A 13,872-nucleotide genomic window follows, 5' to 3' on the forward strand; every position below is an offset into this window, starting at 1 on the left:
AAGCCCGGCTATCTAGATAGCCGGGTTTTTTATTTTTTGTCTAGATCTTAATCAATACTGTTCTATGCTGTTATAGGTACTTCCATAACAACAAGGAATTAGGTTATGTCTGGGTTTTCGCAATTTTTTAACTCTCTTAATTTAACTAAAAAGCTGATTTTTGCATTTCTAATCGTCGCGCTCGTGCCGTTGATAGTAATTATTTCCATCGCACTTAATACCGCATCGAATGCCATGACAGCGCAAGTATATTCACAACTTGGTGCCGTTAGTGAGATTAAAAAAAGCGCGGTTAATCGTTACTTTAAGACCGTTGAGGATAAACTCGATGCCTTTACGGCAAACCCATTACTTCCTGTGATTGCACAAGAGTTTATTACCAGCTTTCCTAGCGCTCAGGCCGATATTAACTATGCCAAATTATCTCGATTTTATGATGAAGTGTTCGTACCTAAATTCAATCAAGAAAACCCCGAAGATACGAGCACGGCAAGGCTAATTGGTAACATTTCAGAGTCTGGGCTTGCGCTGCAAGCACGTTACTTAGCAAGCAACCCCTACCCAGTTGGCGAAAAATACAAATTTATTGAAACCGGTCACTTAGATAGTTATGACCTTGCTCACCGCAGTTACCATCCATATATGCTTAACATCGCCGACATTTATGAGTTTTACGATATCTTTATCATTGACCCAAGTAATGGAAATATTGTCTATTCTGTATTTAAAGAGGTCGACTTTGCTACGTCACTAGAAACGGGTCCTTATGCCAATAGTAATCTAGCTTCTCTTTATCAAGAACTGAAGGACTCAGCGGATCCAACAATCAGCGCTTTCGCAGACTACAAACAATACCTCCCCTCCTATAATGCACCCGCTAGTTTTATTGCCAAACCTATCGTGGTGAATGGCCAAACCGTTGCAATTGTAGCTGCACAGCTATCTATTGATGCCATCAATGCCATTATGACCGAGCGAGAAGGCTTAGGAGAAAGTGGTGAAACCTACCTAGTCGGCCCTGAGGGTCTGATGCGTTCAGACTCATTCTTAGATCCACAACATCATTCCGTGGTGAATTCATTTCGATACCCTGAGCGCGGCAAGGTAGCTACGCTTGCTGTCTCTCAAGCATTAAATAATCAATCTGGACAACAGGTTATTGAGGACTATAACGGCGAGGCCGTGTTATCTGCCTATACACCTGTGGAAGTTTTTAATACCCGTTGGGCGCTGCTTGCCGAAATTGACGAAGCGGAAGCATTTGCTTCTATCACCTCACTCTCTCAATACCTGATGATTATTTTAGCGGTCACTATAGTGTTAGTACTGATCGTCGCCTATTGGTTCTCAAAAACGCTTACCAAACCTGTTCACGAGTTGGTAGAAACCATGAAATCAGTTGAACAAGAAGGCAACTTTTCATTGCGTGCCCCCATTCGTAGTCATGATGAAATAGGTAACAGTGCACAGGCATTCAACTCACTACTAGATGCCTTACAGCTTTCTATCACAGAGGCTAATCGCGTCATGAATCAAATGGCCTCGGGCAAGTTTGACGACCGCATCAAAGTACCGTGTCGGGGCGAGCTAGAAACCTTAAAAGAAGCCACTAACCATTGTGCTAATACGTTAAGTCGAGCGATTTCCGAGCTGAATGAAATTTCGATTGATATGGCTAATGGTCGCTTCGATACCAAACTTAATGCTCCCATGTCTGGCGATTTAGACAAGCTCAAAAATAATATTAACGATTCTTTGGCATCGATTAATTCGACTATGAACGGTATTGTTCATGTGATGACCAATATTGAGCAAGGTAACTTTAAGGAACAAGTCACCGTGCCCGCTAAAGGCAAGTTAGCGCAACTTAAAGATTCGGTAAATAATTCCGTACGCAGCCTTAGCAGTGCAATTGACGGTATCAGCACGATTATGTCTGCACTACGCCAAGGCGACTTTTCTGCGCAACTCGATGCCCCACTCGCAGGCCAATTTGATACCTTAAAACAAGATATCAACTCCAGCATGGCAAACCTAGACAGAGTAATGAAAGAAATAGGCACTGTGATGGCTGGCGTCAGCAACGGCGACTTTAAACAACAAGTGGATGTGGTAGCAACGGGCCAACTCGCGCAACTTAAAGATAACATTAATGCTTCGGTGACGGCCGTTGATGTTGCTATCTCGGAAATTTCTACGGTGATGATGGCTATTAGCCATGGTCGATTCGACCGCACCATTCAATCTGCGATGTCTGGCCAGCTTGATAATCTCAAAGGTGATATCAACCGTTCAGTCGAGAACCTCAATCAGGTCATCGAAGAACTCGGCAGCGTAATGGGCGCAATGTCCGAAGGAGACTTTAGTCAAAAAATAGAGTTGCCACTACAAGGTCAGCTGCAACAGCTTAAAGAGAATGTAAATGACTCGACCTTACAGGTCTCTGGGGCAATCTCCGAAGTGAGCAGCGTGTTGGCCAACGTTGCTCAGGGTGACTTAAGTAATCAAGTAAATGGTGAATATTTTGGCGTGTTTAAGTCTTTGCAAAATGACACTAATACCACAATTAAAAAACTCACCAGTGTAATCGAAGGGATCCAAGCCGCTGCAAATTATGTTGCTCAAAGTGCCGGAGAAATAGCGGCGAGTAACACTGAAATCAGTCAACGCACAGAAGAGCAAGCAGCAAACTTAGAAGAAGCCAGTGCCAGCACTGGTAATATGTTAGATGAACTCACTAAGGTTTCAAACCAATCTGGTGATGCCGTAGGACTGGCAACAAACGCAGAAAACATAGCCAAAGAAGGAGGCAGTTTATCTGCCCAAACCGTAGCTGCAATAATTGAAGTGAACAAAGCCAGTAAAGACATTAATGAGATTGTATCGGTGATTGATGGACTTGCGTTTCAAACCAACCTGCTGGCACTAAATGCTGCCGTTGAAGCGGCACGAGCGGGAGAAAATGGCCGTGGCTTTGCAGTCGTTGCAAACGAAGTACGAGAGCTGGCAGGGCGTAGCGCCGCCTCTGCAAAGCAAATCAAAGAAATTATCTCAAACAGTAATCAGAAGGTAGAGCAAGGGACTGAACTTGCCAATAGTTCCGGTGAAAAGCTGCAACAAATCGTTGGTGCCGTGAGTGATGTAAATAACAACATCATTAAAATCAATGAGTCGACTTCAATGCAGCAGCAAGCCATTAAAGAAGTGGATTTGGTGGTGCAAAGGCTAACAGATCTTATTCAAGAAAACTCTGCAATTACCGAAGAAACGATGGCAGCAGCGAGACAAATGGCCGAGCAAGCCCATGAAATGCGCTCCCAATTGAGCTATTTCCGTTTATCAAAAAATGATTACAGCGCCACAGGTAGAGAAGGTGAGTTGCTTGTGCATCAATATAATGCATCTTAGGGCCTGTTGAGCTTCGAGTTAGATCATGCCCAACTAAGCCTTTTAGTTGGGCATGTTATGCCTGTACCAATGTGTATTATGCCAGCGTAAATTTATCCGCATCGAGGTGGGCTGGAAATTTAGCTTTATACTGCTGCAAATCGCTCAGTTTTAGCTTTACGGTAATAACCTCTGCTTGTTCATCTACTGCCGACACAAGACTATTACCATTGAAGTCAATCGCTTTAGTACCACCATTATGCGCAGTGCCATACCCGTCTTCACCTACGCGATTTACCGCAAGCACAAAGCACTGATTCTCGATTGCACGAGCAGCCAGTAAAGTATCCCAATGATTTCGGCGTGCCGCTGGCCAGTTTGCAATATTAATCATAACCTCATAATCATTCTGATTACGCTGAAATACTGGGAAACGTAAGTCATAGCAGATCTGCGGTAAGAATTTTATGCCTTTTAATTCGAACACTTCACGGTGCTCACCAGCAACCACAAAATCACCCTCATTACCCAAACAGAATAAGTGTCTTTTGTCATAATGAAGTATCTTTCCATCTGGCTGGCACCACACCATACGGTTGGCCTTTTTATCTCCTTGCGAAACCAGTATGCTGCCCGCAACAACAGCTTGAAAGTGCTGAGCACATTGCTGTAGAAACTCGATGGCTGCATCAGCATAACGCTCAACACCCAGCTCTTTTACGGCGAAGCCGGTCGCAAATGTTTCTGGTAGCAAAATTAAATCGCTTGGCTCGACATTTTCTAGCAAACGTTCAATATGGGTAAAGTTGGCCTCAGGTGAAAGCCACTGGATATCTGTTTGAACAAGGGTAACGGTTAAAGTTGACATAAGCGTTTTGCAGCCTCTTCTAATGTCTGGTTTTCCTTAGCAAAGCACAATCGAATGACCTTGTCTTCAGGTGCTTGTTGGTAAAAAACGCTGAGTGGCACTGCCGCCACCCCAACCTCTTCCACCAGATAGCGACAAAAGACAACATCATCAAGATCAGAAATTTCACTGTAATCCAAAAGCAAAAAATAAGTCCCTTCACTTGGTAATAGCGTAAATCGGCTTGACGCTAACGCCTTAACCAGTACATCGCGTTTTTGTTGATAAAACCCACTCAGCTCATCAACGTGCTCAGGGTGTTCAGCAAGCATATCAGCCAATGCAAGTTGTGCCGGAGTGAAACTTGAGAACGTTACATACTGATGGATTTTTCTAAACTCAACAGTCATTTGCTTTGGCGCCACACAGTAACCCATTTTCCAGCCTGTACTATGAAAGGTTTTACCAAAGCTAGAGATCACAAACGCACGCTCAAACAATGCAGGATCAGTTAATGCGCTCAGATGGGGCAAACCATCAAAGGTAATATGCTCGTATACTTCATCACTGATCAATAACAAGTCATGCTGATTTAGCAGCTGTTTTAGTTGCTCTAAATCTGACGGCTTCAGCGTTTTAGCCGACGGGTTATGCGGTGTATTGATGATAATAGCACGGGTATTTGGGTTGATACTCTCTGCGACTTGTTGCCAATCAATTTGGTAATGTGGCGCGGTCAATGCAATATGTACGGCTTTTCCGCCAGCAAGTTCAATTGCAGGCTCATAGGAGTCATAAGCCGGATCGAATACAATAACTTCGTCCCCTTCAGATACTATTGCCTGAATTGCCACGAAGAGTGCTTCCGTTGCACCGGAGGTCACCGTGATCTGTTCTTGTCCTGAAACACTCACCTGATAACGACGCTCAATTAATGCCGCAACTTGTGCTTGCAAGCTCGGTATGCCGGCAGAAGGCGAATACTGATTTTGACCTTCGCCAACATAGTGACTCAATTGTGATTTGAGGTAATCAGGCGCATCAAACTCCGGAAAGCCTTGCGATAAGTTGATCGCACCATGCTCGTTCGCTAATGCCGTCATTTGGCTAAATATACTAATTCCAACCTGAGGTAACTTACTTTTCACTGCAACACTCTCTTTCTTATGGTGCTAATCGTGAGTGGATGCTATCATTGCTCAAAATAGATGTATAGCCGTCCAAACGCATTTAATTTATAGGTGTTAACTATGCACACACAAGCCGCAAAACTCGCGCTTATCGACGCAGGAGCTTGGGTTGCTCAGCAAGGCTGGGTTCCCGCGACTGGTGGTAATTTCTCTATCAAAACAGACTCTGGCTTTGTTGTCACGGCCAGCGGCTTTGATAAAGGTAAATTAACACCAGAACAATTTCTGGAATTAGACGCCACAGGCACCATCATTGCCGGTAGTGGCAAGCCTTCAGCCGAAACCGCATTGCACCTAAAATTATATGATTTATGTGCGGGTGCACAGTGTGTATTACACACGCATTCCGTAGCTGCGACTGTGTTATCACGGCTTATTCAAGGCGATCAATTTCAGATCCGTGGTTATGAAATGCAAAAGTCACTGTCTGGCATTCAATCTCATGAAGAAACCCTATCCATTGCTATTTTTGATAACGATCAGGATATAAAGAGACTAGCACAGCGGGTGGCGCAATCTCATCAAACTACACCAGTTGTACACGGTGTATTGATCCGAGGTCACGGGTTATACGCCGTGGGCCGCACAGTGCAAGAAACTCGTCGTCATATTGAGGGCTTAGAGTTTTTATTTGCCTGCGAATTAGAACGCATCAAATTGGAGGGGCGCCAATGATCAAAGCCATTTTAACAGATATTGAAGGGACAATTACCCGCATCTCCTTTGTTAAAGAGATACTATTCCCATATGCCGCTGCGCATTTACCGCAGTTTATTCGCGACCATCAGCATGACGCCGCCGTTGCCGAGCAAATTAGTGCCGTCAGAGCAGAATTGGATAATGCTGATGCAGACATTGATACCGTGATTGCCGCACTACTTGAGTGGATCGCCGCAGATAAAAAAATCACGCCATTAAAACAGCTACAGGGTCTCGTTTGGCAGTTTGGCTATACAAACGGCGATTTTACCGGACATTTGTATGAAGATGCCTACCAATTTTTAACACAACAAAAAGCGAACGGCCGCGACCTCTACGTGTATTCGTCGGGTTCAGTGAAAGCGCAGCAGCTACTGTTTGCGCACTCAGACTATGGTGATATTCGCCCGCTATTTAGTGACTACTTTGATACTAAAGTGGGTGCCAAGCAGGAAATTTCGGCGTATCAGAATATTATTGCAACCCTACCGTATGAAGCGGAGCAAATCCTCTTTTTAAGCGATATCGTTGCCGAGCTAGACGCGGCAAAGGCCGCTGGCATGCAAACATTACAACTGTTTAGAGATGCACAAGCAACATCACCTGAACATCCAGTTATATCAAGCTTTGACCATTTTGATGAAGGGGCATTTTCATGAGTCAACTGACTATCTACCAGGTACAGAATCCAAGCCAAGCTTTACAACAAGAGCAAGACGCAAACATCATCGCATCTTTGCTCGCAGAGCAAGGCGTACGCTTTGAACAATGGCAGACTAGCACCGATATCACAGCTGAAATGTCACAAGACGACATTATTAATGCCTACCTGAGCGATATTGAAAGATTAAAGGCGCAAGGCGGTTATCAAACTGTCGACGTGATTTCACTTGCAAAGGGCAACCCTAGTGCCTCGGAGTTGCGACAAAAGTTTCTTTTTGAGCATACTCATAGCGAAGATGAAGTGCGTTTTTTTGTTAAAGGACAGGGGTTATTTTGCCTGCATTTAAACGACAAGGTTTATCAAGTTTTATGTCAGCAAGGCGACTTAATCTCAGTGCCAGAAAATACGCCTCATTGGTTCGATATGGGTAGCGATCCAGAATTTACTGCCATTCGCCTGTTCAATAATCAAGAGGGCTGGGTTGCGAAAAGCACGGACTCTGACATTGCAAAGCAGTTTCCCTTACTTGATTAATCCAAGTCTGAATACTCACAGTATTAACGAAGCACTGTGAGTACTTGCTTACTCATGCTAGGCTCACAACCTTCAACAAAATACACACCAAATTCCATCATCAGATTTTACCTCATGACTCATTTCAATATTTGTATTACAACAGCAAGTAAACCAACATGGCACTGACATAATAGGTAAACTCTTGGAGAGGCCTGACTTTCAATCTACATTTCCGTTGATATGAACGTTTTCACTTATCAAAACTAAGTCCTTAAAATGCGCATACTTTCCCTAAAATGCGTTAACTTTTTGTACCTAACTGCAAGAAAGCCTCCTTATCAACTAATCGGCTCGACATTTGATTAAAATACAAAATTATTTAATTTCTTTGAGCGCGCTGATGAGTAAGTTTATTGATGTTTGCTGCTGATGCTGTTTCAAAAGTAAATACATCACCGTTATCGCTGTATACCCAAATAACACAGATTTATACATGTATGGAAAGTAGTTTAAAAATACAGAGAGAGCAAGATACAAGAAAACAAACCCCGTGACTTCAATTTTTTTCTTCCGTTCAACCTTATTTGCTTGTTCTAATTGCTTAATAATTTCATCTAATTCTATTGATTTCGATTCTTGTTTTTCCATAATAATACCTTTTAAAGTTTGATTCGCTTATTGCTTGGTTTAGGTTAAATAAGACGACACTATAGTTTAAAGCTCGGAAAGGCCGAAATAATTTCTTTGTATAGTATCGGGTTGCTATTTTGATACGCAGCAACCCTTTGTTTGTGACTTGATTCAATAGGGGCTCCCGCGTAGAGCAGCTGAGAGATATAGAAAAAGCTGTCATTCAAACTCATATTATTCCCAGCAGCTAACTCCATGGCACTTGCCCCATTTTCAACCTGCTCTAGTGCAAAGTCTAAGGCATCTAGCCCATAGGGATCTGGCTTGACTGAAACCTTATGTCTCAGCAAATATGTCATGATTTTTGGAGTGCGTAATAAAACGGCATAGAGCAACGCATTGCGACCTAGTGGGTCAACAAAATGTAAATCCAAGTCATATTTAACGAGCGCCTTAATTAGTGGAAGGTTGTGCGTTCGCACTAAATTTAATATTGTTTGGGGACCTAGCCGTGCCCCTTTTTCAAGTAATCTAGTTATTTCATCGATACTGGCATTTGTCGAAATGGCCATGGTCAATAAAGCGTTTAGCATTTCTTGCTGCTCTATTTGCGCATTTTGTTCAGTCATGTGATCTGCAGCTTGCTGCCAATTACCTTTTTGTGCCAGCGTAAAGGCTTCTGTGATCGCCTCTTGTAACTTGGCTTGCTTTGCCTTTTCTTCATCGCTTAACTGCGCTTGTTGTTCGGTGTGTCTCGCCAGCAAAGCTTTTAATTGCTCATAACGATAATGGTCTACTGCCATTTTGTTCAGCAAATCAGGTTCTTGCCCTAAAACACGGACTATCATGCTTGGATCAGTATTCTGTTCAGTGACTGTAGTAACCAAACTCTCAGCTGACTGTTTTATCTCTTTAACATTAACGGCCTGTAACTGCTCATTATTTAGCTGTTCATATGCGTGCTCACGATTAAATACTAGCTGTATTTTTGCTCGCCCGACAGAGTGAAAGCAGGGATGGGCTTTAGACAACTTTTCAGGAGCTACTATGTCTGATAAAACGGCACGATATAATTTATCGACACCCGATTCAATCTCATCTTGCCATTCTGACGGTATTGCATTTTCTACGTGTTGAAGCTGGGTCTTATATTGCGCGAGAGTACCATCAGAGAGCCAGTGAAGAAGCCTCTTACTACTAAGTTCGTTCGAAGGGCGCACCCCATTTGCTAGTAATAAAAGAATGATAGATTCTACTTCATCAGCTTTGTCTGTAGGTGCTGGTGAGAGTAAATCGAGGGCATTATTCGAAAATGGGTCAGCAATTGCTGGACTTCCTTCTTTAAGCCAAAACGTAGTTAATTCAGAGTTAATTGCAGCAATAGCAACATTTGTTAGTGATGTATAATGCTCTAACTCATAGTCATACCAAACTTCACTGGGTGTTAGTCCGCTTGCATCGAGTAACTGGGCCATAAGGGTTGGAGCGATACCTAGTTGCGTGGCTGTAACCAAGTCTTGATATGTCACCAAAATACCGCTCGAGGTAAGCTCTGAAATAACGTTGGAATTGTCACCTTGAAGTTGCGTCAATATGAGACTCACAGGTGTGTCGTAGACAGAAACACGCTTGCTGGCTTGTATTTTATTTTGCTGATAGGCGGTTATTAACCCTTTGATGTCTTGACTTCTAAGGTAGGCCCAGAACATATCAGCCTGTCGCTGAGATAAAATACCATTAGCGTAGTGAGGGATTGCATCTACCGATTGGTAATACTTCGATTCAGGCCTTAGCATTCGACCTCTAAGTATACCTAGGCCCGCAGCTTTTGAAATATAATCTAGCTGGTTTTCGCCTAATCCCTGATGCTGCATAGAAGAAAATATATATTGAATACGCTGCTCAGCTAGAGCTTGCCAGCTTACCATATCATCAATATCACTTGCATAGTCATTACACATCACACTGAGCGTTTCTTCTGGCTGAGTTGCAACACTTCCCGAGCTTGTATGCTGATATTGTCCAATGTTATTTGACTGCAACGGCTCACGAGTTATTACATTTTCCTCGATGTTGTCAAAGGCGAGGTATGTCCAATAAAGGCAGAGCAGTGCTAACAATGTAGCGCTTGCAATTAAAAGTGACTTTTTACTCAATATTTTGCTCCTTGCATTAATATATATCGTCAACGATGTATAGGCGCAAAATGTGCTCCTATACATCACCCCAAGCGCCAGCGCTATTACTAGAGTTACCCCCTTCCCACGGATATAGTGTCCGCATTGGATATGGCTTATGGCTTATGACCTATCACGTCAATTCTTTCTACGGCAGTGACATTTTGGGTAGCTACGAGCACTATAAAGCTCAATACAAGCGTTTTTATTTTCACCTTATTTACTTGTTACGGTTTGTATGTATTTGACTAACTTTTTATAGGCGTTATAAGCATCAAACTTGACACACCAATACCTATAATAATTGAGTGGGTCTTCAACAATAGAGAGATGCCATCACAAAAATACACTTATAAAGAAGAAAGTAAAACTTCCAAAAAAAACAAAATAACAATTATTTTCAACACCTTATTACAAAAAATCATGAGCAAATAACAAATTGGTAAGAACTTGATTATCGGGTTTAGAAATTAAAATTTTTATAAAGCAATTCAAAGCATGGAGTTAAATATAACAACCCACTGAATTAACAAACACTTTAACGACTTAGACTTTCACATTACTGAATAAGACATAAATAAAAAATTTTTAATAGAACTTATTAGGCTGCCACTTACCGCTATATCAATAAAAATTATCAAAGTAAGTTATTTATCCCGACTTTAAGGCCAACTTGATTAATTAAGTACCCTATTATGAGGTGATAAAACATTGTCGATAACACGGCTACCGCGTCCTGTTGCCTCCAAGGTATCTACATCCATATAAGCAAGGCAAAATTTTTCTACTTAGTTGTTCTCAATCAGAAGTTTTTAACATAGTTAGCGTCAGGTTTGCTCCTTCAGATTGAGCAAGTATTAAGACAAATTGGTATAACTCACAAATGCAACACTCTAACCAAAATAAAGCAACCAGCATCGTTTTTTAAATATAACGGTAACTGCTTAAGACCTATACACTTTACGGTCGATAGTTTACCCATTACATCGTGAACTCGATATCTATCTCACTTGCGCATAAAATACTCACAACCTTCAACAAAATACACGCCTATATGGTTATCACGATAAGCGTGATTATATTTACCAAAAAAATCTGCTTGAAACTTAAATCCAGCGTTATCCAACTCAATCAAAAGTTTATCCACCACATCCCAAGACATTGTCAGCGGTGAAAAAAGCAGAGTATTAGTGTGCATGCCGGTAGGAATTTCAGCCTCAGAGGACGATATAATTAAGCTATCTGTCGCATCAATAAACAATTGTTCAAACACCTGAGGGGGGCAACTTGCAACTATATGGATGTAGGTTTTTTGCGAGTGAATAGAGTGGCAGCTGCATAAGGCCAGTACAACCACACCGATAATGAACCATCCCTTCATTAGCTACTTTACCTTACTTCAAATTCTCTATAGTAAAGCAGCTTATCCCTAAAGCTGAAACGAAGGTTTTGTGACCATGCAATAATGGGAAACTATTAATTTCTAATGATATAAGCAATAACAGCTGAATATTATTTTGAAATCTTTGATAATATCGAAATTTGTATATCCGCCTTTTTGATTACTAACTTGGTATTTTCATGGTTCTTGAAGCAACACAATCAAAGTATATTGATATAGGATGTTGGCAACTTAATACGGCAACACAAACCATCAACAACAAACACGAGCGCAAAGAACTTGAGCCTCTGCTGTTTAAAACACTTATGTATCTCATTGGTAACCAAGAGCGGATCATTACGCGGCAGGAACTGGCTGAACATGTTTGGCAACTTAACTTTGTCGACGACAATACAATTAACCGAGTCATTTTCGAGTTAAGAAAGCAGTTGGCTTGTGATCTGCAACCTCAACCAACGATCAAAACCCACTATCGCAAAGGCTACAGTTTCACGATACCGGCACCTGAACCGATTGAGCTATCTAGTAAAACATCTGACACCACAGGAAACAGCGAAGCAAGCAAGTCTTACCGAGTGCGAATACTCTGTGGCACCTTAATTGCGCTCGCCGCTTTGATCACCGTGCTATATTTCGTCACAAAGCAAACTCTCCAGATAAAAAGTGCACCTCAGCCACAGCCATCCGCTGAGATTTTCCATAATCAAATACTATCTTGGTATCGAGGTCATCATGGCAAACTGTATAACTCACCGGATCAACGTTACCTAGCCTATAATTTTAAAGCTGATACCAATGAAGTTGGGGCGTTAGGGGAGGTGAGGCTCATGGATCTTACCACCCAACATGAAAGAGCACTTAGCCTGCCGAATGGCAGCAACATTTTAGGTTGGTCGGCTGACAGTACATGGGTTTATTATTTATACCGATCTGAAGGGGAAAACCCTATCTGCGAATACCGCCGCCACCAGTTATCTCCAAAAACAGGCGCTCATGACCAGTTACTCTTTCGCTGTTCTGGCGGCCTAATTAACGCACTGTTTGATTTTGGAAAAGACCATCTGATATACAGTCGACGAGGCTATTTAGACGTACCAAACCTAGGTGCTATTTATAGCTATAATATGGAAAAACAACAAGAAACTAGGATCACAACACCGAATAACCATGGTTTTGGGGATCAGCTTTTAGCAATTATCCCTGAGTCACACCAGCTAATTTTTACTCGTAATATCGGTGATAAAGTCGAGCTACTGGTGACCACTTCAACAGGGCAAAAGACCTTAAAATTGGCAGAGTTCCCGCATTTGCTATGGGCTGCGAACTGGAATACTAAACAAAAAAGTGTGCTGTGGTTTGATCACAACACCAGTGAAATCAAACGCTATTCCATGCAAAGCTTAACGGAGCTGCCTGCCGTAAAAGTTGCGGTCGAGCCCACCTCGTACATTTTGCCAATGTCAGAAAACCAATTGCTCATGACGACCTACGGCTACGACCATGACAGCTATGTCATCGATCTTAATACGGGTAAATCAACCCTCTTTGCCAAACCGAATATTTACGAAGTAATTATGGCTTACCTTGGGGATAATGAATTTGCCTACAATGATTCCATTTTCAAAGATGTGGAATCTTACGGGGTCATGCATATAGACTCAAGCCATCGATATTCACCCATAGCGGCATTAAGTTCGGGCTACTCCATTATCGACTCAGATCCAAGCAATCAGCAAATTCTCGTCAAACATGTCGCCAACAAACAAACTGAAGTGAGAGATTGGAAGTCTCTTGATGTGCTAATAACTCTGTCCGATAACGAACAGAATGGTGGTACTCGGCTTGGCGGAAATAAGGTTGCTCAACTGCGGGCTCACAAGGTAACTGATGACAAAATTATTGAGGTTACTTTTCTGAATGACAAAAATAACAAAATCATTACGGTTGATGACATCGTGAGTATTGATTGGTACGACGACCATCACCTAGTAACCTTATCAAGTAACCGGAATATTTCGTTACTGAATATAGAAACGGCTCAAGTGACCCCTTTGATATCCGGATCCGAGCTTGCAAACCGCACCAATGAAGTAAAAGTAAGACCAACGATCACCGCCTCCAATGGTGCAATCTACCTCTATAATCGGCAATACGTATATAAGCTTGACGCAAATCAACAAATAACAACCATCTTAGATATCAAAGCCAGCGTGAATGCCGAATCTAGCATTTACTACCTTGATGCTCATGCTGACAAGTTACTGATTTCTTACCTCACGAGATACCACAATGAGATAAAGTTATATCACCGCTAAACAGGTAAAGCTTACCGACCGATAGGCTTATAACGAAAAATGGCG

10 protein-coding genes are annotated in these 13,872 nt (G+C 42.1%); 5 read left to right on the top strand and 5 right to left on the bottom strand.

Going from position 1 to position 13,872, the window contains the following annotated elements:
- Positions 1 to 105: 105 nt before the first annotated feature.
- Entirely contained in the window at positions 106 to 3,408 is a 3,303-nt protein-coding gene (locus tag GSF13_RS23400; protein WP_211867255.1) for a methyl-accepting chemotaxis protein, read from the top strand.
- A 76-nt stretch (positions 3,409 to 3,484) separates the two neighbouring features.
- On the opposite strand, the gene GSF13_RS23405 is transcribed toward GSF13_RS23400, so the two are convergent.
- Together GSF13_RS23405 and GSF13_RS23410 are read right to left on the bottom strand one after the other, a co-directional pair.
- Positions 3,485 to 4,255, bottom strand: a complete 771-nt coding sequence (locus GSF13_RS23405) for an amidohydrolase (protein ID WP_211867257.1) — start codon at positions 4,253 to 4,255, stop codon at positions 3,485 to 3,487.
- On the bottom strand, positions 4,243 to 5,382 hold the full coding sequence (locus GSF13_RS23410) for a methionine aminotransferase (protein WP_211867259.1): 1,140 nt from the start codon (positions 5,380 to 5,382) through the stop codon (positions 4,243 to 4,245). Before GSF13_RS23410 ends, GSF13_RS23405 begins: the two co-directional genes overlap by 13 nt.
- A gap of 102 nt (positions 5,383 to 5,484) precedes the next feature.
- Between GSF13_RS23410 and GSF13_RS23415 the strand changes: the two genes are divergently transcribed.
- Genes GSF13_RS23415 through GSF13_RS23425 form a run of 3 tightly spaced genes read left to right on the top strand, consistent with a single transcriptional unit; the run spans position 5,485 to position 7,321 of the window.
- Positions 5,485 to 6,099 carry a methylthioribulose 1-phosphate dehydratase gene (locus GSF13_RS23415; protein ID WP_174170260.1) on the top strand — a complete coding sequence of 205 codons (615 nt, stop codon included), beginning with the start codon at positions 5,485 to 5,487 and terminating at the stop codon, positions 6,097 to 6,099.
- On the top strand, positions 6,096 to 6,782 hold the full coding sequence (gene mtnC, locus GSF13_RS23420) for an acireductone synthase (protein ID WP_211867261.1): 687 nt from the start codon (positions 6,096 to 6,098) through the stop codon (positions 6,780 to 6,782). Before GSF13_RS23415 ends, mtnC begins: the two co-directional genes overlap by 4 nt.
- Entirely contained in the window at positions 6,779 to 7,321 is a 543-nt protein-coding gene (locus tag GSF13_RS23425; protein WP_174170258.1) for a cupin domain-containing protein, read from the top strand. Before mtnC ends, GSF13_RS23425 begins: the two co-directional genes overlap by 4 nt.
- A gap of 357 nt (positions 7,322 to 7,678) precedes the next feature.
- Here GSF13_RS23425 and GSF13_RS23430 read toward each other — a convergent pair whose 3' ends face one another.
- From GSF13_RS23430 to GSF13_RS23440, 3 genes are all read right to left on the bottom strand, one after another.
- Positions 7,679 to 7,951, bottom strand: coding sequence for a hypothetical protein (locus GSF13_RS23430; protein WP_010606859.1), 273 nt, complete (start codon positions 7,949 to 7,951; stop codon positions 7,679 to 7,681).
- Between the two features lie 59 nt (positions 7,952 to 8,010).
- On the bottom strand, positions 8,011 to 10,089 hold the full coding sequence (locus GSF13_RS23435; RefSeq protein ID WP_211867264.1) for a hypothetical protein: 2,079 nt from the start codon (positions 10,087 to 10,089) through the stop codon (positions 8,011 to 8,013).
- A gap of 1,027 nt (positions 10,090 to 11,116) precedes the next feature.
- Positions 11,117 to 11,491: a hypothetical protein gene (locus GSF13_RS23440; protein ID WP_010606862.1), complete on the bottom strand. Its 375-nt coding sequence runs from the start codon at positions 11,489 to 11,491 to the stop codon at positions 11,117 to 11,119.
- Between the two features lie 200 nt (positions 11,492 to 11,691).
- Here GSF13_RS23440 and GSF13_RS23445 point away from each other — a divergent pair, with 200 nt between their 5' ends.
- Entirely contained in the window at positions 11,692 to 13,827 is a 2,136-nt protein-coding gene (locus GSF13_RS23445) for a winged helix-turn-helix domain-containing protein (protein WP_211867266.1), read from the top strand.
- Positions 13,828 to 13,872: the final 45 nt, after the last annotated feature.

The sequence above is a fragment of the Pseudoalteromonas sp. M8 genome (genome assembly GCF_018141365.1).
Classification (GTDB): Bacteria; Pseudomonadota; Gammaproteobacteria; order Enterobacterales; family Alteromonadaceae; genus Pseudoalteromonas.

Excerpts from the sequence above, each read along its gene's own strand:
- GSF13_RS23405 (WP_211867257.1), bottom strand. The coding sequence starts at position 4,255 with ATGTCAACTTTAACCGTTACCCTTGTTCAAACAGATATCCAGTGGCTT.
- GSF13_RS23430 (WP_010606859.1), bottom strand. The coding sequence starts at position 7,951 with ATGGAAAAACAAGAATCGAAATCAATAGAATTAGATGAAATTATTAAG.
- mtnC (WP_211867261.1), top strand. The coding sequence starts at position 6,096 with ATGATCAAAGCCATTTTAACAGATATTGAAGGGACAATTACCCGCATC.
- GSF13_RS23415 (WP_174170260.1), top strand. The coding sequence starts at position 5,485 with ATGCACACACAAGCCGCAAAACTCGCGCTTATCGACGCAGGAGCTTGG.
- GSF13_RS23445 (WP_211867266.1), top strand. The coding sequence starts at position 11,692 with ATGGTTCTTGAAGCAACACAATCAAAGTATATTGATATAGGATGTTGG.
- GSF13_RS23440 (WP_010606862.1), bottom strand. The coding sequence starts at position 11,491 with ATGAAGGGATGGTTCATTATCGGTGTGGTTGTACTGGCCTTATGCAGC.
- GSF13_RS23425 (WP_174170258.1), top strand. The coding sequence starts at position 6,779 with ATGAGTCAACTGACTATCTACCAGGTACAGAATCCAAGCCAAGCTTTA.
- GSF13_RS23400 (WP_211867255.1), top strand. The coding sequence starts at position 106 with ATGTCTGGGTTTTCGCAATTTTTTAACTCTCTTAATTTAACTAAAAAG.